Here is a 23,747-nt window from a genome sequence, read left to right as displayed (position 1 = left end):
TTGAGTAAATGAGTTCATAATTTGAGCTTGCCATTCTGATAAAATCACCGGAGAAAAGAAAATTTATATTGGGGGTCTTACGAATGAATTTTGCGGATTTCTCGGAGAAAGTCGACCGCATAAGGCAAAATACGGCTGCTGTGATGGTGGGGAGGGAAAAGACGCTGGAGCTTATACTGACGGCCCTGCTGGCCGGAGGGCACGTGCTGCTGGAGGATGTGCCCGGTGTGGGCAAGACCATGATGGCCAAAACCATGGCAAAATGCCTGGATTTAAAATTCGGAAGGATTCAGTTTACACCGGACCTCATGCCTTCCGATGTCCTGGGGGTTAATGTCTATAATCAGAAGGAGGCGGAGTTTGAGTTCAGGCCGGGCCCCATCATGGTAAATATCCTGCTGGCCGATGAAATAAACAGGGCTACGCCTAAAACTCAGTCAAGCCTGCTGGAGGCCATGGAAGAAAAGCAGTTTACCGTTGAAGGTGTTACAAGAGTGCTGGAAATGCCCTTTATGGTCATAGCCACCCAGAACCCCATCGAAATGGAGGGAACCTTTCCACTGCCGGAAGCCCAGCTGGACAGGTTTCTGATGAAAATCGACATGGGATATCCGTCGCTGGAAGAAGAGCGGGAGATTATACATCGTTTTGGAGAAAAAAATCCTCTGGATGAGATTGGGCCCGCTGTCGGCAGAGAAGATATTTTAGAGATGATAAACCACATAAATGAGATCTATATGGATAGATTAGTGGAAGATTACCTGTTGAACATTGTGCGGGAGACCAGAAACCATATTTCCATGAGATTGGGCGCAAGTCCCAGGGCTTCGCTCTATCTTTACAGAAGCGCCAAAGCGCTGGCGGCGGTGAGGAGGAGAACTTATGTAATTCCCGATGATATAAAAGACCTGGCGGTTCCGGTATTGAGCCACAGAATAGTCCTTACATCCAGAAACCTGCTGGAGGATGTAAGACCCGAACAGGTGATTCTGGATATTTTGAATAAAGTGCCGGTGCCGGTGGAAAATCTGGAGGAATGGGGCAGATAATATGCTGGGGGTCTTGATTTTAATATCGATATCGCTGGTCGTCGGAGTTTCGCTCCTGTGGGGCTGCTGCAGCTTTTCGGGATTAAATTTCTCTCACCGCCTGAGCAGGGAGTGTGCTTTTTTTGGCGAACGACTAGAGTATTCTCAGGAGATAACCAACAACAAGCTGCTCCCGATGCCGTGGCTTATGGTTGAAACGGAAGTGCCCTCCAACGTAGAGTTTTTAAAGGGCAGGCCTTCGGCTCATTACAAGGTAAAGAGGCGGATGCTTTCGGCGCTTTTTTCGGCGATGTGGTATGAAAAAATAACCAGAAAATATCCAATTTTGTGCGAAAACAGGGGATATTATTTCTTCGGCCCCACCAGGATTTTATCCGGAGACATTTTTGGTTTTGTTAAAGTAAGCATGATCAATAACATTCCGGCAAAACTCGTGGTCTATCCCCGCATAGTGGATGTGAAGACGGAAAGCGGCATGAATTACAGCCCGGCGGGAAGCCTCATCAAAAAAAGTTATGTGTTCAAAGATTCATACAATGTATCCGGAACGAGGGATTATGTACCGGGAGACAGTATAAAGAGCATAGACTGGAAAGCTTCCGCAAGGACGGCAAGATTGATAGTAAGGGAGTATGACGCAAGTTTTAACAGAAAGGCCGCGGTGTTTTTAAATATAAGTACGTATCAGTTTCCATGGGAAGGAATAGACGTAAACCTGCTGGAGCTTTCCATAATGACCGCAGCCTCGGTTGTAAATAAGGCCGTATCGGAAGGATTTGACGTCATGTTTCTCAGCAACGCCAGAGTAATGTCTGAAGATATGGATACCGAACTTATCACCTGTATTTCCTACGGGAGGGGCATATCCCACCTGAAAGTAATTCTGGAAAGCCTCGCCCGCATGCATCCTTTCAGCATGATTACTATTGAAGACGTGATGTTAAAAGCATACTCGAGATTAAAACGCGATGAGAAGATAATTTGTATAACCCCATATTTAAATGACCGCATGACCGAATTGTTGAAATTCATGTCATTGAAAGGTTTTGATATTATTCTTATTTTGACAGGACATAAAAAAAATAATGTAAAAGTTTCCGAAAGAATTAAAACATACAGGGTAGCAGGGGAGGGAAACTGGCGTGAGATGGAGGAAATTCGACTGGCTTAATATAATAAAACAGCTTTTCATCCTGGGATTGGGGTACTCTCTTTTGCGAATGGGAATCGTTGTAATAGACTATCATGGAGTACTCGGCAAAACGCCTTTGCCGCAGCCCGGGGAAGTGGCGGTTTTAATAATTGCGGGCAGGCTGTTTGAACATATACATTCAAAGCTCGCTGGGGCATTTCAACGACGGTTGGCATTTTTCTTATGCATTCTGGTTCTTGCTCTGTACGGCATGCTCCCCGCACATTCATTTGAATTTGATTTTTCGCGCTTTATGCGGCTTGTGACGGTATATCTGTCGTTTATTTACGGCGCTTCCGTCAACACAAGGATAGAACATTACGACATGTTGAACAGACTGAAGATTTATACTGCGCTTCTTATATTATTATCATTTTTTGTCAAAAGCGCGAAACTGTTCGAAGAAATATTGCCGGTCCTTTTTATGTATATGATTTTATCTCTGATAATCCTTGCTTTCTATAACATGGAACAGGTGGGTTCCACAATGCCGGAACATTATGCGGGTTCTATGAGAAAGAGATGGATCTGGCTAGCTATTGCAGTTTCAATTCTGCTCTCCGCTGGAGCTGGGCTGATTTTTTCGGTGTATAATCCGCTCTATCCAAACAAATTATTTAACATGATAAAGCATTTTTACAACCCCTTTGTCGATATCTTCATAAAAATAATAACGCCTGTGGTGGCTCCCATAATCTATTTTTTCGGCTTTATTATTAATATTTTAAAAAGATTGGCAAGATTAAAGGAGACGGAGCCTGTCGCAGGAAATCCCGGTGGCGATTCAATATTTGCTCACGCGGAGTATAGGGGCCTGCCTCCCGCTGTGACATCTTTTTTTAAAGTCATGATTCTATTGGCCGTAGTAGCTGGATTTGTGAAGGTCCTGGTGCTAGTTTTACGAAAATGGCAGCCAGGCAGGACAGAAGATGTGGAGGAAAAAAGGGAATCGGTATTTGAGTGGAAGAATGTCAGGAAAAACATCGTGGCCTCTATGAGACGCTTGACACATATCCACCGGGCGTGAAAAGGAACGGTTGAGTTTTCCGACACGCCGGCGTTCAGGGTGCGGAGACTCTATGTGAATTTGTTGAGGGAAGTGAAGGAAAAAGGCTGCATCAGGGAACCGTCGAAGACGCCCATGGAATTCGCTTTGTGCATCATAAACACATACGGTGAAAGGTGCAGTGCGCCGATTCGCTGCATGACGGAGGCGTATATCAGGGCGAGGTATTATCCTATGTCGGTCACAAAGGAAGATGAGGAAAAGACAGAAATTTGTTTTCAGGATTTTATCAAAAAATCCGCAATATAAATTGATTAAAAGCAGAAAGTGCTATTCATGCCGTCTGATTTTGATTCATGCCATGTTGATAGCCGCTATAGTCAGGTATTTTCAGGTTGTTGACATATGATAATATTTCAATTATTATTATAATAAGAAACTTGTTTTTGAAATAAATATTTCTGCGGGCGATAAGGGAAGCCGGTGAGATTCCGGCGCGGTCGCGCCACTGTGAAGGGGAGCGAGCCACAAAGTGCCACTGGGGAACCGGGAAGGCGTGGCGAAGCTATGAGCCTCAGCCAGGAGACCTTAAGCCTGCAAAAGTGCTGTTGCTCCCTACGCAGGATGGGGAAGCGGTCGACCCTGCCTTTTCTGGAGAGCGGGGTTTTTTAATTTGCGAGAAAATGATCTGCTGTAAAACGGCCTTATTCTTGCCCATCCTGAAAAAATCAAGGAAAAGGGGGAGGATAAGGCTCTGGGATATTCAAGACAAATTAATTAAAAATGTATGTAAAGCAAGAAAAGCTTGATTTTTCTTATGCAACTACTAAAATCTTGAAAGGATGAGGATATATGCGATATTCCATGATAAAACGCTTTATTTCTATTTTAATAATAACTTTTATCTGCATTAATATATTTACATATCAATCGGCAAAGCAAGGAGAATCCTTCGCCTTTGCTGCAGATAGCTCCTATACATCGAAAGAACTGGCGGCCAAGGCTGTAGAATTTATTCACGAAAGATTTAAGTCAGGTGAAAAAATCGATGGTTACACTGCTTACACCCTTGAGTTAGCAGGGGAAGACCTTTCTTCAGATAAATGGACACGCAATGGTGTATCTTTGAAGAGAGAAATAGAAAAGTTGGCTGATCTTCTTGGCGATGACAGAAGCCTTGTAACCTACATTTTGGGGTCTCAAAATGATGATGGCAGTTTTGGGCCTTACGCCAATGAATACGGCACGAAAGCCCCATTGCAGGCTTTGGCGCTGGCAAAGCAACGTATTTCTACAGATTCGCCGTTATATGGAAAAGTAGAGCAAAGCATTAAAAAGGCTGTTGATTATTTTAAACAAAGCTACGAAAAGCAGGGATATGACTCTATCGGATGGGCATTTGATTATCGCTGCGTTGAAGCCCTGGCGTTGGTTGGAGAAAACCTGGCATCGGAAGAATGGAAAAAAAGCGATAAGACTTTAAAGGAAGAAATAATCGGCTCTGCAGAAAAAGCTGCTAACAATATTGAAGAAGAGGATGCGGTATCTCTTGCCAAGCATTTAACAGCTGTCCATGCCGTTTGCCCGGATTCTAACCTGATTTCTGTTTTTGCAGATGCGATTAAAGGCAAGGTTAGCACGGTAGCAGATGCGGTGTATTTTGGAAACAGTATATATGATGACGTGATGGTGCTGACTGCCCTGGGAAAAACGGGGAGTCTCGATGAAATTGACCAGAAAAAAGCCCTGAACTATATAAATAGCAGCGAATTCAAACATGATCACAAAGATTCATGGGGATATTCTGCTGGCTGCGCATGGGGGGTGTATTATTCTGAGGAGCCGGATCTCACTGCCCAGGTTCTGACAGCACTGAGTTATTTTGACGGAGCCAGCGATAAAGACAGTGAGGTTTATAAAACAATACAGGATGGCTTAACTTATCTTAATGATATTCAGGATTCGGATACTGGTGCGATTTATACTCAGTTTGACAGCACGTTTGCTACAGCTGAAACTGTTATAGCATTGGAGTCTAATGGTTGCAACGATTATCTGGAAAGCAATTCTACATGGGTGAAAAAGTCGAAGACCAAGACCGTCGCCCAGACGCTGATGGCTCTGAGCCAATGGCAGGATACCGACAGGATGGAGAAGCTGGCAAACATTTTGAAGGCCCGGCATTCCGCCCAAGGCTTTGAAAACAGCGTGTACAGCGACATGTGGGCGTATATCGCCCTGGGAGAAGCGGGAAAGATTGGCGAAATAAGCGCCGATGATGCAAAAAATTACATCCTGTCGAAGCAGAGCAAAGCCCAGGATAATACCGCTGGAGCCTGGGGTGAGACATTTGGTACTTTTTACCCGGACTTCATGTCAACGGCCCAGGCCATAAGGGCCCTGTCTTATCTTCCCGGAGCATCAGGCGATGCACAGATACAGGCTGCGATAAACAGCGGCCTTGCATACATGAAAGCGCAGCAGAAGCCCGACGGAAGCGTGTATTATACTACGGAGTCCTATTCGGACGACCCCGTGGTGGATACCGCGGAGACTATTGTAACACTTGAAAAGCTGGATATGGACCCCAAAAGCTGGAAGCTCAGCGATGGGAATACACCGGTAGACTACATGCTGAAAAACGCTCTGAATCCGGACGGAAGTTTCGGGTCAACCAAAAACACTCTGGATGCGGCGGAAGCCCTCAGCGCATTGCTATTGATAGAAGGCGAGTCCGATTCCGGTTCCGGCGGAAGTACCACTCCAGTGACAGTCCAGAAAAAAATCGAAGTATATATTGCAGTGGTGGGCAAAAACAATGAGCTTTTGTTTGAACCCGATTCGGTAACCCTGTCATCTGATGACAAATGGGGCCTGACGGCTCTCGGGGCGCTGGATGCCACAGGGCTCGACTATGTGGACAGCAACGGCTTTGTAAAAAGCATAGAGGGCCAGGCGAACAGCGGCATGAACGGCTGGATGTACAAGGTAAACAACAGCATACCCAATGTCAAGGCTTCAGAAAAAACGCTCAGCGAAGGCGACAAGGTGATATGGTGGTACAGCACTGATTATAATTCGAACGGTCCAACGTGGAGCAGCCTGTCCGCCCTCAGTACGGCGACGGCGGAGACCACTGCTGTTTCTTCGGATCTGAAGGAGCAGAACAAAAAATTGCCGGAGATGCTGCAGGCCTCTGAAGAAGCGCTTACCGCTTTAGGAAATATAGAGAAAGCACTGGGGTTAAACCAGGACGACAAAAAGCCGCTGGAGGATTTAATAAGTGCAGCAGTGGTTGTCCAGGGAGAGCGAAGTTATATAGATATTAATGATTTAAAAGCTCAGAAGTTAAAGCTCGACGGCAACAGAGCGGACATCGAATATGACGTTACTGCGAGCAAAGGAGCGGTACTGTCTGATAAAGGACAGGAAGTGGGATTGGTTATACCGGCAGATGCCCTGAGCAAAGATACAAAAATATCCATTCAAGAAGTTGATAATGAGCCGGCCAATAAGGATGCAGACGAAAGTTTAAAGAAGATGCCTCAGGGGTTCAGACTAGCATCCGGGATATATGATTTTGCTCCGGACGGCACCACTTTTAAAACTCCTGTGACAATAACTATGAAAGTAATTTTACCTCCTATGGCGAAGCCGGAGAACGCAAGCCTCGCATGCTACGACGAAAAAACCGAGCGGTGGGTGGCTGTTCCCGCTGTGTTGGATTTGAGCAAAAGCCTTGTAATCGCACGGGTAAAGCATTTTTCCAAATATGCGGTAATAATAAAGGAAGAGAAAAAATCGTTCACAGATATCGGCGAAACCTTTGCCTGGGCGAAAGACTATGTTGAAACCCTGGCCGGAGCAGGCATATTGAGCGGCGTTGACGGTGCCCGATTTGAACCCGAAAGATCGGTGACCAGAGCGGAATTCGTGAGCATGTTGCAAAAAGCCATGGGCCTTTCGAAGCCGGAACAAGCAAAAATCTCATTTGTTGATGTTAAAGCAGGCGCATGGTATTGCGATGCGGTCCTTGCAGCTTCGGCGGTGGGTCTTATCAGCGGGTACAAAGATGGCACTTTCCGCCCGAATGATACTATAACCCGTGAGGAAATTTCTGTGATTCTTTCAAGGGCTCTGAAGCTATCCGGGCAAGAACAATCCAGTGATTTTAGAGATAAGGACAATATATCGTCATGGAGTAAATCTGCAGTATTCGCAGCCGTAGAAAAGGGGCTTTTGAAAGGATATGAGGACGGTACCTTCAGGCCCAAAAATGCGGTAAACCGTGCCGAATGTGCGGTGCTCATTTACAGGATGCTTGATATGAAATGAAGAAAACAGTTTATATATTGATTTTTGTTGCGATACTGCTGGGTTTAATCGGCCCCCTGGCATTATCGGGTATAACTTCCAACAGAAGCCCGAAGTCCAGCCTTTCGAAGGCAATGCAGGTGGCGGGAAGCCCGGAAAATCCCATGGGGAACCCTGTAAAAGAAGGCTCCGTGCAATCTTCGGCCTCTGGCAGTTCGGTTCAGGAGCAAAGTCAAACTAATATTTCCCGGGAAAAGAACAGTTCATCGGTTTCTTCTCCATCGGGACAAATTAGTTCTGATAAGAACACAGGCGATGCAAACCCCGATTTTCCGAAGGATTCCCCGGACAAAAACGACACTCAAAAAAATGCCCTGCCAGGCTCTCGAGAAACGGCAGATAAAAATGAGGATGACAATAAAAATACCGCCACGGTTTATGAGAAAAACGAAAGCAAAGATGGCACTTCCCCGGATGACGGTGCGACGGAACCGGAAAAAGGCACGGAGGCCAGCCTGGCTATAGTGGGCGCCGGCGGGAAAATAATATTCGGACCCGGCAAAGTGATCATAAAAGATGACAACAAATGGGGCGTCACGGCGCTGGGCGCCCTGGACGCTTCGGGCGTAGAATACAGGATAAGCTCCAGATTCGCCGGGTTTGTGGAAAGTATTGCCGGCGAGTCCAACGAAGGAATGAAGGGCTGGATGTATAAAGTGAATGGCCAGGTTCCGATGACCGCAGCGGGCGATATGAAACTTGCGGCGGGCGACAGGGTGCTGTGGTGGTACAGCGAGGGCCTGGACAAGGCGCCTCCCGAATGGGATGAGCTTCAAAAAACACCGTAAGGCAGAGAGAATATGATGGAAGAACTGTTCTACCGCGAAAAAGATTTGTTTTTACAGAAACTTCATCCCGCTGCGGCTCTGGTTTTTATTTGCACATTGCTGGTGCTTTCACTGATATTCACAAACCCCCTCTATCTTGCGGGACTTTTTTTCTGCACAGGACTTTCGGTGTGGGTGCTGGAAGGGCTTGAAACCTGGAAGCTGTTTATAGAGGGCGGTTTGCTGATGACGGTCCCCATTATGATAATAAATCCGCTGGTGACAAAAGCCGGAGCTACCATCCTGTGGCAGGGCCCCCGCCTGCCTGTTTTCGGGGAAATTGCTATCTCACTGGAGGCGGTATTTTACGGTGCCGTTATGAGCCTGAGGCTTCTTGATGTTATAAGCGTTTTCTGCCTTTACAATATCATGGTGCATCCGGATAAAGTCCTGAATATGCTGGAGCGGTTCGCTTTTAAATCCGCTCTGGTGCTGTCTCTGGCCACGAGGATGTTCCCGGCGATGATAAGGCACCTTGACAATATAAAAGAAATCCAGGTGGTCAGGGGAGTGGATTTTTCCAGAGGCACTTTTAAGCAGAAATTGGATAAATATGTAAATCTGATATATATCCTTCTGCTGTCTTCCCTGGAAGATTCCATGGAAATAGCGGAAGCCATGCAGGCCAGGGCTTTCGGCAGCGGGAGGAGGACATGCTATATCCGGGATTCCTTCAAACCAGAAGATTTTACCTGCACTGCAGCCGGCATTGCAGCCCTTTTAGCCGGTATATGCGGTGCCGTAAAAGGATATGGCACCATGAGTTTCTATCCCTATCTGGGGTCCGTAATTTCCCGAGGGGACATATCTTTGCTGGCGTTTTTGCAGGGGATGCTTTCGATTCCCGCACTTATGAGCTGGGGGTGGCGCCATTGCCGATATTTCAAGTGAAAGATCTGAATTATTATTATCCAGAGAGTGAAAAACCGGCATTAAAAGGCATCAATATATCAGTTGAAGAAGGGGAATTTCTGCTGGTGGCCGGCGGGTCGGGTTCGGGCAAGTCAACCCTTGCCCGAGCGCTGGCGGGGCTTGTGCCGGACTTTTACGGAGGGGTGTTCAGCGGCCGGGTCCTTTTTAAAGGCAGGGATATACGCCAAATGGACCGAAGGAAGCTTTCCAGGCATGTAGGCATGGTTTTTCAGGACCCGGAAAAACAGTTGGTAAAAACCGAAGCGGAAGCGGAAATCGCTTTTGGCCTTGAGAACCTTGGCCTTCCGCAGCAGGAAATGTTCCGGCGGGTGGCCGAGGTTATGGATTTCCTCGACCTTGCAGAGGCGAAAGGGAGGTTTATAGATAAGCTTTCCGGAGGGCAGAAGCAAAAGATAGCCCTGGCGTCGGTGCTCGCCATGCAGCCGGAAGCGATAATACTTGACGAGCCCACATCGCAGCTGGATCCGGCCAGTGCGGAAGAATTTTTCAATTTGATTAAACGCCTCAATGAAGAAATGGGGAAAACCGTAGTTCTCATCGAGCAGAGGCTGGAAAGATGTTTCCATCTGGCCGACAGGGTGGCAATAATGAAACATGGGGAATTGATAATCGAAGGCGCGCCCCAGGATGTGGCCGTAAAAAGTGCTGCAGGCGGCATACCCTTTATTCCCCCGGTAACGCGTTTTTTTGCCGGCGTTGGGTTTTCCGAAATCCCCGTCACCGTGAAAGAAGGGCGCAAAATTCTGCAGGAATATATTCCCCTGCAGGATGGCGATACGACACCGCCCCAATCGAAGGATTTTGATAAGTTAACCGTGAATGATGAAGATGCGGTTTTGGAATTGAAAAATGTCTGGTTTTCTTATAAAGACAAAAGAAATGTGCTGCGGGAAATCAATCTGCGTATTTTCCCGGGGGAATTTGTGGCTATCCTGGGTGCTAACGGCGCTGGAAAGTCCACCCTCTTGAAAATTATGTCCAGCCTTTTATTTCCCGACAGGGGCAAGGTTTTATTCCATGGAAAAGAATGCGGAAAAAACCAGGAAATTTACCAGGGCGGGAAGGCGGCATACCTTTCTCAAAACCCGAACGACTATCTTTTTCAGGATACGGTCGAACAGGAACTGTCCTTTACGTTGAAAAATTTCGGCATGCCCGACGGGGGCAGGATAGACAGGATTCTGGAAAAGCTGGATTTGAAGCGCCACAGAAACAAAAATCCCAGGGATTTGAGCAGCGGGGAAAGACAGAGGGTGGCGCTGGCTTCCGTTTTGGTGACGGAACCTGATTTGGTGCTCCTGGATGAGCCAACCAGAGGCGTGGATTACGCTCTCAAGGCTGATCTGGGGGGTTTTCTTGTTGACCTGTGTAAAGGTGGGGTTAGTGTGGCAGTGGTGACCCATGATGTGGAATTTGCTGCCGAATACGCAAAAAGAGTGATAATACTGTACGACGGGAAAGTCGTGAGCGACGGCCCTACAAAGCAGGTTCTGGGCAATTCGATGTTTTATTCGACGCAGATGGCCAGGATGTGCAGGGGGTTTGCCGCGAATATTATGACAGTGGAAGATGCGATAGAAACGCTGGCACCGCTGCTTTCTCAAAATCATGAAGTTGCCGTGGAAAGGGGCCTGAGGTGATATGGCATCCAACATCATGGCTGCTTTTGTGCTCGGGATCATGTTCCTGAGCTTTGAATTCAGCAAGGCATCTTCAAAAGAAGTGGCGCTTATAGCCGTAATGTCCGCGGTGGCAGCCATGGGTAGGGTGGCCTTTGCCGCCCTGCCCAATGTGCAGGCCACCACCTTCATTGTGATGGTGTCGGGTTTTATTATGGGTTCAAGGGCCGGATTCATGGTGGGAGCCGCGGCTGCGCTGGTATCGAATTTTTTTATGGGCCAGGGGCCGTGGACTCCGTGGCAGATGATGGCATGGGGGCTTGCAGGAGCCTCGGCCGGTGTCTTAAAAAAGGTTTTCCCCAACATCGGCAAAGCAGGTATGACCGTTTTTAGCTTTTTGTGGGGGTATTTTTTTGGGTGGATCATGAATTTCTGGTACTGGTCGACCTTTATAAGACCGCACAACATAAATACATTCATCGCCACCTGCATTTCCAGTATATGGTTCGACAGCTTTCATGCCGCAGGTAATGCTATTTTATATTTTTGTTTTGGCCAGGGCTTTATAAAAATATTGGGGCGCTTTTATCGCAGGCTGAAGGTGACCGTGCGATACGAATAATAATAATAATAATCAATTAGAAAGGCCCAAAGTTTATGGCCACTGCCACGGCGATGAAGATCATCTGGACAATAAATATCAGGAAAAAGAAAGGCGTGAAGAATTTCCACCAGCGATCGAGAGGCACTTTGGCTATACTGCATATGACCGGCAGCAGTGTGGTGGGCCAGAAAATGTTGGAAAAACCGTCGCCGTATTGGAAAGCCAGCACCGCTGTCTGCCGTGTGATGTGCAGCACATCGGAAAGAGGCGCCATGATGGGCATGGTAACGGCGGCTTGGCCGCTGCCGGAAGGGATCAGGCACAAGGCTTGCGTCAGGATTTTTCTTTATTTTTGCCGCATACCGCATGGTCCACCATACGGCCAGGGTCTCAAATACCAGGAAGCTCACGATTCTGAAGGCCATACCCGAAAACAGGGGAAGGGTTGCTATACCCTGGGCGACACCGACGGTGAACGGATTCATGAAGGCCGCCGCAAATCCCATGGCAACACCGAAAGAAACCATGCACATTCCCACCAGGGCGTCGTAGCCGAGAGCGATGGTAAGGGACACAAGGATGGGAATGAATCCGAAGGTCTCTTCAAACATTCCGAATATGGCTCCGGCCAGACCGAAAATGTACATGGAAATTGGAATCATTAACTGCTCTTTGCCTCTCATTTTTCTAATGGCATGAGCGATGGCGTTCTATATTTTCCCTCAGCTACCAGAATGGCGCCGTAACTGCTCTTCCATCTTTCAAAACAGCCGGGATCAAAGACTGGTGAACCGATAGTGGTGCTGAAGGCGTCATAGGGATAGCAGTCGTCTTGCACGTCTATTCCTTGGTGTCTTGCATCGTCAATTAGTTCCAGGCCTTCTTTCATGTTGCCGAAAGAGCAGCAGCTTCCCAGATGGGATATCTGCATGGGAAGATGGGTTGTTTCGGATACATGGATCAATTCTTCAAGGGCTTCCAGAGCCCTGTCCGCATCATAGCGGTAATGGGCTGCCATAAGGCGGTTTATCACTGACAAATGTGAAAAAATGGCATCATAATCAGTTCTTTGGGAAAAAGCTCCTTTCTCCAACTCCTCCCCGGGAGTTGAGGCAGCAAAAGTCTTTATTGCCTGGCCGATATGATTTGTGCCCATCCCCCAACGCATGATTTCCTCTATATCATACCTTGTCCAGAAGGTTTCCAGGAGAAATGCGACAAAACGCTGCAAAGTCATTGACCGTGGGACTTATGTCCTTTTCGCTTACTATGTACATTGTTTTGAACTCCTTTCTTTGACTTTCCGGGCTAAAAAAGCTAAAGTATCGCCGCTGTCAAGCCGGCATCTGACTCTTTGAAATATTTTGACCATAGCAAACCTTCTTCAGTCATTGTTTGTTGATTGTGTTAAATCATGCTTTTTAATATATTGATCTATAAGTTGAATTAATGCATCCGCACTGTCATTCGCATTCATACCGTTAAGATGAAATTGCATGTTTGCTTTATTATAGGTTCTTCCAAAATACTCTATATCTTTTTTTATATCTTCGTAGTATAGATGCTTATTATCCTCGTTGACTACATTGTATATTGGTTTTGATTCATCATCATAAAATGTAAGGCGTTCTACAATATTTTTTGCCTTGTCCTTCAGTGCAATTGTCAATACATCCGGATGCTTCTTTATGATTGCATAATAGTTATGAAATAAACCGCTGGGCGGCATGGCAATAACAATATCGTCTTTATATTCCAATAAAATATCCCGCAGAATATGCTTTACTTCTTCACGATATCCATGTTCACTAAGTGTTCTGTTTTTAATCGACGAAATATGTTCGCGCATTCTTTTTTCGACTTCGAAATCAAAATCGAAAAATTTATACCCCAGTTTTTCCGCCAACAGCTTGCCTATTGTACTTTTTCCTACACATGAAACCCCTACAAGCAAAATACGCATTTTTATAACCTCTTTTCTTTATAAAATTCCAAAAAAACTTTTTGAGTTTTCAATCAAATAACCTGCATAACTCCCTTTTTTGGCTTGAGTCCGTTTTGCAGATGATTGTGCTCGGCGAGTTCCGCAGTCTGCCGGTTGCCCGTCATCCGATTTCAAGGCAAACCTCAAAGGCGGTATAATTACCGCCATAACGGTTATTTCTGAGCGCCATGGCGAGCGAATATGGATTTGAGGTGAGACATTAAGCTTTGACGCAAGTTGCTGTCGAGTTCCATATAACCTTTTATGATATCTAACTCTAAGTCGGTTAGATTATTTTTTTTGGCGTATTCGTCGAGGGAAAATGTATCCGGCTGGACAAAGATTTCGCCTTTGCCGTAGCGAAGCCATTCTTCGTTGACGGAATATTCACGGCAGATGTCTCTTATTACTCTATCGGTTACGGTTTTAGTTTTTTTTCGCTCTATGTCAGAAAGAGAAGCACGTTGTATATTAAGTCTAAAGGCCATTTCTCCTTGCTTAATTTTAAGAATTTCTTTTCTTAAATACTTAATCCTATCCGGAATGTCAATAAGCTTGTTCTCTGTCATCCTTTCACCCGCCGTTTCACTATATTGACCTCATTATAGAATAAAAAAATCGGATTGTCTACACTTGTGGTTAAAAAACATATTGACAAAGAAGAAAGCCTACTATATAATGTGGATAAACCACATAAAATGTAGAAAAATAGGAGGCGAAATAAAGAGAAAAAATAGAAACGATGCTATAAGGGAGAGGTAATAAACAAATCAAAAAGTTTGGAGCAGGGTTGCATCAATTGAAATGGCCTTGAAGTTCTTAAAGACGTCACGGACAAAAGTATAAAGGCCGCACTTGAGATCGTGGATTCCAAGATAGTAAAACTCAGGCTTAATGATAAGGCTGGCGGATTGGAGCCAAGCTCGGCTGTTCATACAAGCTTTCCATAGCGGTGGACGCCGCCGTGGACGCTGCAAATATGGCATTGCGAAACATCTGCATCCCGCCGGACAACGGAATACTGGGGGATACCCCCGAAAAGACCGTACAAAACCTCGCCGAAGTTTCAAGCGCGGGAATGAATAACGCGGATAACGTCATCCTTGATGTCATGCTGCATAAATGCATGTAGCAAAAAAAACTGTAAATCTGCAGGTGATTGCTGTTCAGCATACCGCCAACTGAGTCAAAGCGAAAGAAATCTTCTTTTTTAAGCTGTTTGGTTTTCCATAAGAATAGTATTAATAAAGTTTTGCAACAGGCTGTAAAATAAGGTTAAAAGGAGGAATTTCTCATGGCAAACAACTCCAAAGGTCAGAGCCTGATTTTAAAGCTATTGATAGCTATAGTTGCGGGAATAATAATAGGACTGATTGCGCCCGAAAAATTTATGGTCGTTGTGTCAACAGCAAAATACATTTTAGGCCAGATTATATTTTTTACAATACCTTTAATAATTGTGGGATTTATAGCTCCATCCATAACGCGGCTCAAAGCGGATGCGAGCAAGATGCTGGGAATAACGATCTTTTTAGCTTATCTGTCATCGGTTGGTGCAGCAGCTTTTTCTAAGGTTTCAGGCTATCTGATAATACCACATCTTTTGCTTGCTGAAAAAGCAGAGAAATTAAGAGAAGTCCCAAAAACACTTATTGAACTTAATATTCCTCAGATTTTTGGAGTAATGTCGGTGCTGGTGTTGGCAATTTTATTAGGGCTTGCTGTTGTGAATACAAAATCACAACGTTTTGATGAGCTGTTGCAGGAAATGCAAAATATAGTGCTGGACATCGTACAAAAAGTTGTAATTCCTATATTGCCCTATTTTATTGCCACGACTTTTGCCGGCCTGTCTTACGAAGGAACAATTACAAAGCAGTTGCCTCTGTTTGTTGAAATTGTCATACTGGTGATAGTCGGTCATTATATCTGGCTTACTTTGCTTTATTCTATTGGTGGGGCGTTATCGGGGAAAAATCCGTGGAATGTGGTGAAAAATTATGGCTCTGCCTATATGACTGCAATTGGAACAATGATTACATTTATTATACTTTTGGGGCTTTTTGCCGTTGGAGCTCCCGGAGTACCGGGTGGAACAGTCATGGCTTCTTTAGGTCTCATAACGAGCATTTTGGGCTTTGATGAAACAGTCGTTGGTTTAATCCTTTCGATTTTTGCAATACAGGACAGTTTCGGCACTGCCTGCAATGTAACGGGCGATGGAGCGATAGCGTTGATGGTTGCGGGAATTATGGGTAAAGGCAAAAAAGCATATCTGACTAAAGACGAAGAAAACCCCCTAACCTGAGATTTCAAAATAAATGGTGACCGATGTAAAGGAGGAGCAAGATATAGCGCGCACTGAAGTTGCTTCAATGTTGCTGGGTTTGCTTAACTCATCAAAATAAGAATATCATAACTTACAGCAGGGATTTTTTAGAAGAAACAAAAGAGGATCTGGCATGGTTGGATGCATCGTTAGAAAATTTTCCGCCGTATGACTGGGGTGCTAGCAATATCACTTAATATGTGATATAATATCACATATTAAGTGATATTATTGGGAGGGGTAATAATGCCTGGCGGATTATTTCCTCTGGGTGGTCCGGTATCAAAAGAGGACCTTGTTGGGCGGGAAGAATTTATTAATTCCCTGATCCATCGTCTTTCCGAAGGGCAAAGCATAATGCTGGCCGGCCCTCGGCGTATAGGAAAAACATCGATAGCTTATGAGGTTTTAAGAAGGTTGAAAAAGGCCGGAGCTTATACTGCTTTAGTTGATTTTTTCCGGTTTTCCTCTAAACGAGACTTTGCCATTAGTTTTATTGACGCCTGTCTGGAAAACCGAACGGGAATCAATAGAACATTAACCATTCTGCGGGATAAGACTAAGATGCTCACTGGTGGAGCACAATTTGCGATAAAATTAAATGATCTGGAAATATCTCTTGGATATGAGAAAAAGTCTGATGATGAACTTTTAGACTATGCCTTGCGGCTTCCCGGGATTTTGGCCAAAAAAGATAATAAACTAATGGCGGTTATGTTTGATGAGTTTCAGGACGCTCCCAATGTTATAGACCCCGAAATTTTCAAACGTATGCGGGCTCATTTCCAGACGCAGCAGGGAGTTTCCTTTCTTTTTCTTGGTTCAAAAGAAGGCATGATGAAAACCTTATTCACTGGCAGAAAAGAAGCATTCTATCGTTTCGCGACAATGCTACCTATTCCCGCTATAATCGAAGAAGAGTGGATGCCTTATATTACCCAAAAATTCGCCTCCAGGAACATTCAGACTGATGAGACGGTAATAAAAGAGATTATTCACCTTTCCGGGGGGCATCCGCAAGATACAATGTTTCTTTGTTCAGAAATACACTACGCCCTTCTGGAAACTGGATACAATGTATTGAATTTAAATTATGTTAAATTGGGTTATGAAAGGGCAATGCTGTCTTTAGCCCCTGTTTTCGATGAAATACTAGATGATTTAGGAAAACGTCCGCAGGTTAGAAAAGTGTTGTTCCAGCTTGCCAGAGGTGAAAATGCTTACCAGGAAGGTACACATCCTAATAAAGTTAAACGGGCTATTGACCTCTTGATGGCCAAAGCTGTAATTGAAAAGACAGCCAGAGGAAGTTATGTTTTTGTGGAGCCCATGTTCCAGCAGTACATATTAAGAGAAGAGCATATAGGTAAGTAAAATTACCAGCAAAGGGGGTTAAAAACACTTCACAGAACGTCCCTCTTTTTTGGATTGTTGGTTTATGTATATTTTCATGCGTTTGCTGTGATACGCATTCAGACGGCCTTTACACGGTTTGTAAATTGTGCTATAATCAAGCAAAACTGAATATTTTGTGTGCAGGTGTTCAACTTTCAAGGTTGAACAAAAAGGGAAGTCGGGTGAAATTCCCGCGCGGTCCCGCCACTGTGATGGTGAGCCGCCTTATATTCGCCACTGGAAATCCGGGAAGGCATAAGGCGGTGATGAACCTGAGCCAGGAGACCTGCCTGTGCACCGTGCAAACACTGATCCTACGAGAGATAGGGAGGTGTTGTTATGAAAGGGCATTTCATACGAGACTTACCCCCTTAACTGTTCGTAGTTGAGGGGATTTTTTAATGCTCAAAATGAAAATCAAATTACTTTTTTATTTGGTGAAGGAGGCAAAAATGATGCAAAAGCTGCTGTTTTCTGCGGCTGTTATATTATGGATTCCCCGGATGGCCATGGCAATGCACATAGCGGAAGGATATCTGCCGCTTAAATGGACATTGACCTGGGATCTTTTAGCCCTTCCCTTTGTAATATTGGGATTTTACTCCATCCGAAAACTGGTTGACGCCAACCCGAGGCTGAAAATGCTGCTGGGTTTTGCAGGGGCTTTTACCTTTGTGCTTTCCGCCCTCAAGCTGCCGTCGGTAACGGGAAGCTGCTCTCATCCGACGGGAGTAGGGCTCGGCGCCATTGTTTTCGGGCCATGGGTCATGAGCGTGCTGGGCATGATCGTGCTTATATTTCAGGCACTGCTGCTCGCCCACGGAGGAATCACCACTCTGGGAGCAAACACGTTTTCCATGGCCGTGGTAGGCCCTGTGGCTTCATACCTGATTTACCGGGGCATGAACAAAATCGGCAGTCCCAGATGGCTTTCGATATTTCTGGCGGCATCAGTTGGGGATTTACTGACTTATGTGACCACTTCGCTTCAGTTGGCTCTTGCCTTTCCCGCAAATCCTGGAGGTTTCAATGCATCATTTTTGAAATTTATGGGGATATTTGCGGTGACACAGGTGCCTCTGGCCATCAGCGAGGGACTCCTGACATTGCTGGTCATAAATCTGCTTGCCTCATATAATGAAGAAATGCTCACCGGACTTCTGATGATTCCAAAGGAGGCTCATCATGAAAGATAAAAATTTTTTGATAAAAAATCTGATTCTCGCTCTGCTGGTGATACTGCTTTCAATCTATCCAATTCTGAGCCTGAAAGATGCAGAATTTGGAGGCGCAGATGACATGGCAGAAGAAGCCATTACCCAGGTGGACAGAAACTACAAGCCGTGGTTTGCACCGTTATGGGAACCTCCCAGCGGCGAGATAGAAAGCCTTCTGTTTGCCCTTCAGGCTGCCATAGGAGCGGGGTTTATAGGTTATTACTTCGGATTTGCCAGGGCGAATAAAAATGCTGATAGATAATTATGCATATTCAAACAGGCTAAAAGACGTTCATCCGGCTGAAAAGCTGTATTTTGCTATGACGACCATGGCCATGGGTTTTATTCCGAATATATATTTGAACATGGTCATCGCATCTGTGATGGGGGCCTTATTGGTTTTTAAGGCGAAAATACCAGCGAAGGTGTTTCTAAAGACGCTTCTTCTGCCGCTCTGGTTTGTTTTAATCGGCATATTGACAATAATGATAAATGCCGTCCCTGCCGGAAGCAGTGCGCTGATAAAATTTTCGCTGCTAGGCATTACCCTGGGCATTACCCAGGAAAGCATAAAAGCATCGGCTGTGCTCTTTTCCAGGTCTTTAGCTATGGTTTGCTGCCTGTATTTTTTGGCATTTACAACCCCAATGGTAGATATCTTTATTGTGCTGAGAAGCATGAAAGTGCCCGGTCTTTTCCTGGAGCTCATGGAGCTGGTGTACAGATTTTTGTTTGTGCTGATGGAAACTTCCGAAAGAATATATATATCCCAGTCGTCCCGGCTGGGATATATGAATGCCGGGACAGCCGTCCGTTCTCTCGGGAGGCTCATATCTTCGCTATTCATAAAAGCCTGGAGGGATTCCGAGAGCCTTTATACGGCTCTGGAAGCGAGGGGATACGATGGGGAGCTGAAAGTTTTGACAGAAAAATTTCCCATATCCATAAGAAATATTTTTCTCATTACGTCGGTTGAGTTTTTGTTTTTGGCTTTAGCATGGCTTTCCGGAGGTGGAGCAAGATGAGCGAATACATCCTTGAGATGAAGGACGTGGTTTTCGATTATCCGGGCGGAATAAGGGCTTTAAACGGCATTTCCATGTCAATAGAAAAAAATAAAAAAATCGCTGTGCTGGGCCCCAACGGGTCCGGAAAATCCACCCTTTTTCTCCACTTCAACGGCATATTAAGGCCAAAGAGCGGCAAGGTTTTTTACAGAGGCCAGCAGATAAAGTATCATCGCGATTATCTTGTGAATCTCAGAAAAAATGTGGGCATAGTTTTTCAGGACCCGGACATCCAGCTTTTTGCAGGCAGCGTCTTTCAGGAAGTCTCCTTTGGCCCCATGAATTTGGGCTTTTCCATTCCCGAGGTCGAAAAAAGGGTGGTGGAGGCGTTGAAGGCTTGTGGCATAGAAGAATTAAAGCACAGACCCACTCATTTTTTAAGCTTCGGCCAGAAAAAGAGGGTATCCATCGCCGATGTGCTGGCTATGGATCCGGAGGTGCTTGTACTGGATGAACCGGCGGCGTACCTGGACCCTAAGCATGAACAAAAACTCGTGGAACTCCTGGAGGAACTCTGCAGGAAGGGAAAGCAGGTGATTTTATCCACCCATGATGTGGAACTGGCCTATGCCTGGGCCGATTATGTATTCGTGCTGAAAGCTGGGAGACTGGCTGCTGAAGGTACGCCGCAAGAAGTTTTCCAAAACGAAACCCTTGTAAAGGAGGCGGATTTGAGAAAGCCGCAGCTCTTGGAAATCTGCGATATTTTAAAGCAGAAGGGATTTGTTTTCAACAAAATGCCCAGAAACATCCCGGAATTTAGAGAAGAGCTTTTGATTTATGTCGAATCATAAATTTTTAACGTTGCAAGTTTTAAAACAATAATTTTGAAGGAGCTGGGTTAAATGGACAGCGCTTTGTTGATACTGGCCCACGGAAGCAGGGCTGAGGGGTCGTCAGAGACGATATATAAAATAGCTGAATGCCTAAGAAAATCCGGGGAATACGAAGATGTGGAAGCGGCCTTTCTTCAGTTCGAAAGGCCGAACGTAACCGATGCGGTGAAAATACTTGCAGAAAAAGGCGTTTCAGAAATTGTGGCGGTGCCGGCGTTTCTTTTTTCAGGAAATCATGTGCAAAAAGATATTCCCGAGGAACTGAAAAAAGCGAAGGCTCTTTTCCCAAATGTGCGCATAGTTCTGGCAGAGCCCATAGGATATGATGAAAGGCTCTGCAGCATCATATCTGAAAGGGCGAAAGGGAATATCGTGGAGATATAAGGAAGGTGTTTGTAAATGGAATACGTAATAGACCCAGCGGCCATCGAAAAGACGAGTTATGAAATCATTGAAAGCCATGTGGATAGGGGAAGGTTTGATGAAAGGGAATGGGCCGTTGTGAGGCGGGTAATCCATGCGGTGGCCGATTTTGAGTATGCGGATATCATGAATTTTTCCAAAGACGCGGTGGAAGCCGGGCTTTGTGCCATGCGGAGAGGGTGTCGCATAGTTACTGACACCCGAATGGCAAAGGCTGGAATAAACAGGAAAGCCTTAGAAGCTGTGGGATGTTCGGTCAAATGTTACATTGATGATCCGGATGTGGCTGCAGAATCCGGGAAACTCAAGATAACCAGGGCCATGGCCTCCATTATGGCGGCGGCAAGGGACGGAAGGGATGGGATATTTGCCATCGGCAATGCTCCTACGGCGCTTTTCAAGCTGCTGGAGATGGCAGAGGAGGGAAGAATAAAGCCGGATCTGGTAATAGGCGTGCCTGTGGGATTTGTGGGGGCGGCGGAGTCAAAGCAAGCCCTGGAGGCCTCCGGCCTCCCGTTTATTCTCACCCGGGGCAGAAAGGGCGGCAGCACCGTGGCGGTAGCTGTAATAAATGCTCTTTTATATATGTCGAATAGTGAAAATGGAAAAATATGTAGTAAAGTCTGACAAAAAACTCCGTTACGGCTACACCACAGGCACATGCGCCGCCGCCGCATCCAAAGCCGCCACATACATGCTTTTTCATGAGGATGTGCCGGAGACGGTGGAAGTTGACACACCGAAAGGATGGCTTCTTACCCTTAATATTGAGGATCCGGAGAAAGGCAAGGGATGGGCAAAGTGCGGTGTGAGAAAGGATGCGGGCGATGACCCCGATGTTACCCATGGCATGGTGGTATATGCCAGGGCTGAAAAAACCGGCAACGAGGGCATCGCCATAGCCGCCGGAGAAGGTATTGGCACTGTCACAAGACCGGGTCTTTCCGTAAAGCCCGGCGAGCCTGCCATAAACCCCGTCCCCAGAGCAATGATAATAAAAGAAGTTATGAAGGTGCTGCCGGAAGGCGAAGGCGTTAAGATAACCCTGAGCATTCCCGGCGGAGAGAAAGTTGCTAAAAGCACCTTCAACCCCCGTCTGGGAATCATAGGCGGCCTTTCAATTATCGGCACCACAGGCATTGTAGAGCCCATGTCCACGGAAGCCCTGAAAGACACTCTAGCCTTGGAACTATCCATGATAGCGGCCCGGGGCCAAAAAAAAGCAGTGCTCACTCCCGGAAATTACGGAAAAAGCCATGCATTAAAAAACGGCGTGGATGAGAGCCTCATAGTGTCCTGCGGAAATTTTCTTGGCTTTATGCTGGAAAAGGCGGTGGAATACGGCTTTGAAAAGATATGGCTCATCGGCGATATAGGAAAGCTCATAAAGGTGGCAGCGGGAATATTCAACACCGCAGGCCGCGTCGCCGACGCCAGGGCAGAGATTATGGCGGCTTATGGAGCCCACTTTGGGGCTAAAAAGGAAGCGGTGGACAAAATACTTTTATCCGGCACGTCGGAGGAAGCCATGGAAATTCTGGAAAAGGCAGGTATTGACATCGGAGAATTCTCAAAATTCGTGGCCGAAAGAATTGCGGATAAATGCTCATGGTATACCGGCGGACGGTTGAAAGTAAGCGTTGACCTCATTTCCCAAAAAAGAGGGCTGCTTGCCAGGGTGCGGAGGGATGAGAATTGGTAACCGTTGTGGGAGTGGGGCCCGGAGCGCGGGAATACATTGTTCCGGCAGCCCTTCGAAGAATAGAGCGGGCCGATGTGCTGGTGGGAGCAAAAAGGCACCTGAATCTGTTTAAAGAACTGAAGTGCGAAAAAATACCCCTGGAAAAGGGATTGAATTTTGCGGAGGTCTTGAGCCGGAATGGTCGTGTGGTGATACTGGCGTCGGGAGATCCCGGGCTTTACGGTATATTGGATGCGGTGTTGAAATATGTAAAAAAAGAAGAAGTGGAAATGATTCCCGGCATAAGTTCCGCCCAGTACATCATGGCAAAGCTTTTACTTCCCATGAAAAATTCTGCTGTGGTAAGCCTTCACGGGCGTACGGCAGAAATCGCCGAACATGCGAAAAAATACGATACCCTGGTGGTACTGACGGACGAAAATCACGACCCGCCTTTCATAGCCCGGATTTTGAAAGAAAGAGGGATAAGGGACAGGGTTTTATACGTGGGGGAAAACCTTTCCTATGACAATGAAGTCATAGCAAGATATACCGTTGAAGAGCTGGCCCAGTGCCGGAAAAAGTTTGACATAAACGTGGTGGTGATAACGTGTGGGAATATGCCTTCGGCATCCCCGACAGCCTTTTTATAAGGGGTGATGTGCCCATGACGAAAGAGGAGGTGAGGGCCGTGACCCTTTCCAAATTAAGGCTGAAAAAGGATTTTACGGTATGGGACATCGGCGCCGGCACGGGATCGGTTTCTGTGGAGGCGGCGCTGTACTGTTCGGAAGGCCGGGTGTATGCGATAGAAAAAAATGATGAGGCATTAAAACTTATCAGGCAAAATGCCGAAGCCTTTGGGACATCAAATCTTACAGCGGTGCCCGGCAAGGCGCCGGAAGCGCTGTGCCATCTGCCGGACCCAGACAGGGTTTTCATAGGCGGATCCGGCGGAAAAATCGAAGACATACTGGCGCTGGTGATGCGGAGGCTTAAGCCGGGCGGCGTTATAGTCATAAACGCCGTTACTCTGGAAACCGTTCATCGGGCTAAAGATTGCCTTAGTGGCGGAGGATATGAAGTGGAGACAATTCTTGTTAATATTTCGAAGTCCATGAGGGCCGGCGGCAGCACTCTAATGCAGGCGAGAAATCCTGTGTTCATCCTATCGGCAAAATCCGCAGAATAAGCGAATTAAGGGAGGAATA

General features: G+C 46.1%; 25 protein-coding genes, 1 pseudogene and 2 riboswitches. Of the genes and pseudogenes, 21 read left to right on the top strand and 5 right to left on the bottom strand.

The window, feature by feature from the left end:
* The first annotated feature begins 83 nt into the window (after nucleotides 1-83).
* The 9 genes from AC6I1H_RS06750 (at nucleotide 84) to AC6I1H_RS06710 (ending at nucleotide 11,622) form a co-directional block, all read left to right on the top strand.
* Complete coding sequence (locus AC6I1H_RS06750; RefSeq protein WP_497740189.1) at nucleotides 84-1,049, top strand: AAA family ATPase; 966 nt, start codon at nucleotides 84-86, stop codon at nucleotides 1,047-1,049.
* A gap of 1 nt (nucleotide 1,050) precedes the next feature.
* Entirely contained in the window at nucleotides 1,051-2,220 is a 1,170-nt protein-coding gene (locus tag AC6I1H_RS06745) for a DUF58 domain-containing protein (RefSeq protein ID WP_497740188.1), read from the top strand.
* Nucleotides 2,192-3,268 (top strand): hypothetical protein, encoded by a 1,077-nt coding sequence (locus AC6I1H_RS06740; RefSeq protein ID WP_497740187.1) that lies wholly within the window; start codon nucleotides 2,192-2,194, stop codon nucleotides 3,266-3,268. Before AC6I1H_RS06745 ends, AC6I1H_RS06740 begins: the two co-directional genes overlap by 29 nt.
* A 54-nt stretch (nucleotides 3,269-3,322) precedes the next feature.
* Entirely contained in the window at nucleotides 3,323-3,556 is a 234-nt protein-coding gene (locus tag AC6I1H_RS06735; protein WP_497740186.1) for a DUF4129 domain-containing protein, read from the top strand.
* A 139-nt stretch (nucleotides 3,557-3,695) separates the two neighbouring features.
* Nucleotides 3,696-3,859: riboswitch (cobalamin riboswitch) on the top strand.
* Between the two features lie 240 nt (nucleotides 3,860-4,099).
* Entirely contained in the window at nucleotides 4,100-7,582 is a 3,483-nt protein-coding gene (locus tag AC6I1H_RS06730) for an S-layer homology domain-containing protein (protein WP_497740185.1), read from the top strand.
* Nucleotides 7,579-8,409, top strand: coding sequence for a DUF4430 domain-containing protein (locus tag AC6I1H_RS06725; protein WP_497740184.1), 831 nt, complete (start codon nucleotides 7,579-7,581; stop codon nucleotides 8,407-8,409). The genes AC6I1H_RS06730 and AC6I1H_RS06725 overlap by 4 nt, the downstream gene beginning before the upstream one ends.
* Nucleotides 8,410-8,421: 12 nt before the next feature.
* A complete protein-coding gene (locus AC6I1H_RS06720; protein WP_497740183.1) occupies nucleotides 8,422-9,339 on the top strand; it encodes an energy-coupling factor transporter transmembrane component T family protein in 918 nt (305 codons plus the stop codon).
* Nucleotides 9,312-11,021: an ABC transporter ATP-binding protein gene (locus AC6I1H_RS06715; protein ID WP_497740182.1), complete on the top strand. Its 1,710-nt coding sequence runs from the start codon at nucleotides 9,312-9,314 to the stop codon at nucleotides 11,019-11,021. Before AC6I1H_RS06720 ends, AC6I1H_RS06715 begins: the two co-directional genes overlap by 28 nt.
* Before the next feature lies 1 nt (nucleotide 11,022).
* Nucleotides 11,023-11,622, top strand: coding sequence for an ECF transporter S component (locus AC6I1H_RS06710; protein ID WP_497740181.1), 600 nt, complete (start codon nucleotides 11,023-11,025; stop codon nucleotides 11,620-11,622).
* A 16-nt stretch (nucleotides 11,623-11,638) separates the two neighbouring features.
* Here AC6I1H_RS06710 and AC6I1H_RS06705 read toward each other — a convergent pair whose 3' ends face one another.
* The 5 genes and pseudogenes from AC6I1H_RS06705 to AC6I1H_RS06685 all read right to left on the bottom strand — a co-directional run bounded on the left by AC6I1H_RS06705 (nucleotide 11,639) and on the right by AC6I1H_RS06685 (nucleotide 14,157).
* Nucleotides 11,639-11,878 carry a hypothetical protein gene (locus AC6I1H_RS06705; protein ID WP_497740729.1) on the bottom strand — a complete coding sequence of 80 codons (240 nt, stop codon included), beginning with the start codon at nucleotides 11,876-11,878 and terminating at the stop codon, nucleotides 11,639-11,641.
* Nucleotides 11,879-11,999: 121 nt separating this feature from the next.
* Nucleotides 12,000-12,251: pseudogene (locus tag AC6I1H_RS06700) on the bottom strand (YfcC family protein); the annotation flags it as partial.
* Between the two features lie 32 nt (nucleotides 12,252-12,283).
* On the bottom strand, nucleotides 12,284-12,760 hold the full coding sequence (locus tag AC6I1H_RS06695) for a hypothetical protein (RefSeq protein WP_497740180.1): 477 nt from the start codon (nucleotides 12,758-12,760) through the stop codon (nucleotides 12,284-12,286).
* 228 nt (nucleotides 12,761-12,988) lie between these two features.
* On the bottom strand, nucleotides 12,989-13,567 hold the full coding sequence (locus tag AC6I1H_RS06690) for a shikimate kinase (protein WP_497740179.1): 579 nt from the start codon (nucleotides 13,565-13,567) through the stop codon (nucleotides 12,989-12,991).
* A 194-nt stretch (nucleotides 13,568-13,761) separates the two neighbouring features.
* Nucleotides 13,762-14,157 (bottom strand): helix-turn-helix domain-containing protein, encoded by a 396-nt coding sequence (locus AC6I1H_RS06685; RefSeq protein ID WP_497740178.1) that lies wholly within the window; start codon nucleotides 14,155-14,157, stop codon nucleotides 13,762-13,764.
* A 341-nt stretch (nucleotides 14,158-14,498) separates the two neighbouring features.
* Here AC6I1H_RS06685 and AC6I1H_RS06680 point away from each other — a divergent pair, with 341 nt between their 5' ends.
* The 12 genes from AC6I1H_RS06680 (at nucleotide 14,499) to cbiT (ending at nucleotide 23,728) form a co-directional block, all read left to right on the top strand.
* Complete coding sequence (locus AC6I1H_RS06680; RefSeq protein ID WP_497740728.1) at nucleotides 14,499-14,720, top strand: L-serine ammonia-lyase, iron-sulfur-dependent, subunit alpha; 222 nt, start codon at nucleotides 14,499-14,501, stop codon at nucleotides 14,718-14,720.
* Between the two features lie 162 nt (nucleotides 14,721-14,882).
* Nucleotides 14,883-15,896: a cation:dicarboxylate symporter family transporter gene (locus tag AC6I1H_RS06675; RefSeq protein ID WP_497740177.1), complete on the top strand. Its 1,014-nt coding sequence runs from the start codon at nucleotides 14,883-14,885 to the stop codon at nucleotides 15,894-15,896.
* A 267-nt stretch (nucleotides 15,897-16,163) separates the two neighbouring features.
* Nucleotides 16,164-17,291 carry an AAA family ATPase gene (locus AC6I1H_RS06670; protein WP_497740176.1) on the top strand — a complete coding sequence of 376 codons (1,128 nt, stop codon included), beginning with the start codon at nucleotides 16,164-16,166 and terminating at the stop codon, nucleotides 17,289-17,291.
* A 146-nt stretch (nucleotides 17,292-17,437) separates the two neighbouring features.
* Nucleotides 17,438-17,620: riboswitch (cobalamin riboswitch) on the top strand.
* A gap of 147 nt (nucleotides 17,621-17,767) precedes the next feature.
* Nucleotides 17,768-18,508: an energy-coupling factor ABC transporter permease gene (locus tag AC6I1H_RS06665; protein ID WP_497740727.1), complete on the top strand. Its 741-nt coding sequence runs from the start codon at nucleotides 17,768-17,770 to the stop codon at nucleotides 18,506-18,508.
* Nucleotides 18,498-18,791 carry an energy-coupling factor ABC transporter substrate-binding protein gene (locus AC6I1H_RS06660; RefSeq protein ID WP_497740175.1) on the top strand — a complete coding sequence of 98 codons (294 nt, stop codon included), beginning with the start codon at nucleotides 18,498-18,500 and terminating at the stop codon, nucleotides 18,789-18,791. Before AC6I1H_RS06665 ends, AC6I1H_RS06660 begins: the two co-directional genes overlap by 11 nt.
* A complete protein-coding gene (cbiQ, locus tag AC6I1H_RS06655; protein ID WP_497740174.1) occupies nucleotides 18,778-19,554 on the top strand; it encodes a cobalt ECF transporter T component CbiQ in 777 nt (258 codons plus the stop codon). The genes AC6I1H_RS06660 and cbiQ overlap by 14 nt, the downstream gene beginning before the upstream one ends.
* Nucleotides 19,551-20,390 carry an energy-coupling factor ABC transporter ATP-binding protein gene (locus AC6I1H_RS06650; RefSeq protein ID WP_497740173.1) on the top strand — a complete coding sequence of 280 codons (840 nt, stop codon included), beginning with the start codon at nucleotides 19,551-19,553 and terminating at the stop codon, nucleotides 20,388-20,390. Before cbiQ ends, AC6I1H_RS06650 begins: the two co-directional genes overlap by 4 nt.
* 51 nt (nucleotides 20,391-20,441) lie before the next feature.
* Nucleotides 20,442-20,816, top strand: a complete 375-nt coding sequence (locus tag AC6I1H_RS06645; protein WP_497740172.1) for a sirohydrochlorin chelatase — start codon at nucleotides 20,442-20,444, stop codon at nucleotides 20,814-20,816.
* 15 nt (nucleotides 20,817-20,831) lie between these two features.
* Entirely contained in the window at nucleotides 20,832-21,482 is a 651-nt protein-coding gene (locus AC6I1H_RS06640; protein WP_497740171.1) for a precorrin-8X methylmutase, read from the top strand.
* Nucleotides 21,457-22,557: a cobalt-precorrin-5B (C(1))-methyltransferase CbiD gene (gene cbiD, locus AC6I1H_RS06635; RefSeq protein WP_497740170.1), complete on the top strand. Its 1,101-nt coding sequence runs from the start codon at nucleotides 21,457-21,459 to the stop codon at nucleotides 22,555-22,557. Before AC6I1H_RS06640 ends, cbiD begins: the two co-directional genes overlap by 26 nt.
* Nucleotides 22,551-23,189, top strand: coding sequence for a precorrin-6y C5,15-methyltransferase (decarboxylating) subunit CbiE (cbiE, locus tag AC6I1H_RS06630; protein WP_497740169.1), 639 nt, complete (start codon nucleotides 22,551-22,553; stop codon nucleotides 23,187-23,189). The genes cbiD and cbiE overlap by 7 nt, the downstream gene beginning before the upstream one ends.
* Nucleotides 23,147-23,728, top strand: coding sequence for a precorrin-6Y C5,15-methyltransferase (decarboxylating) subunit CbiT (gene cbiT / locus AC6I1H_RS06625; protein WP_497740168.1), 582 nt, complete (start codon nucleotides 23,147-23,149; stop codon nucleotides 23,726-23,728). The genes cbiE and cbiT overlap by 43 nt, the downstream gene beginning before the upstream one ends.
* The last annotated feature ends 19 nt before the right edge of the window (nucleotides 23,729-23,747 follow it).

It is taken from the genome of Biomaibacter sp. TOL, assembly GCF_059717795.1.
This window is presented reverse-complemented; position numbering and strand designations above follow the sequence as displayed.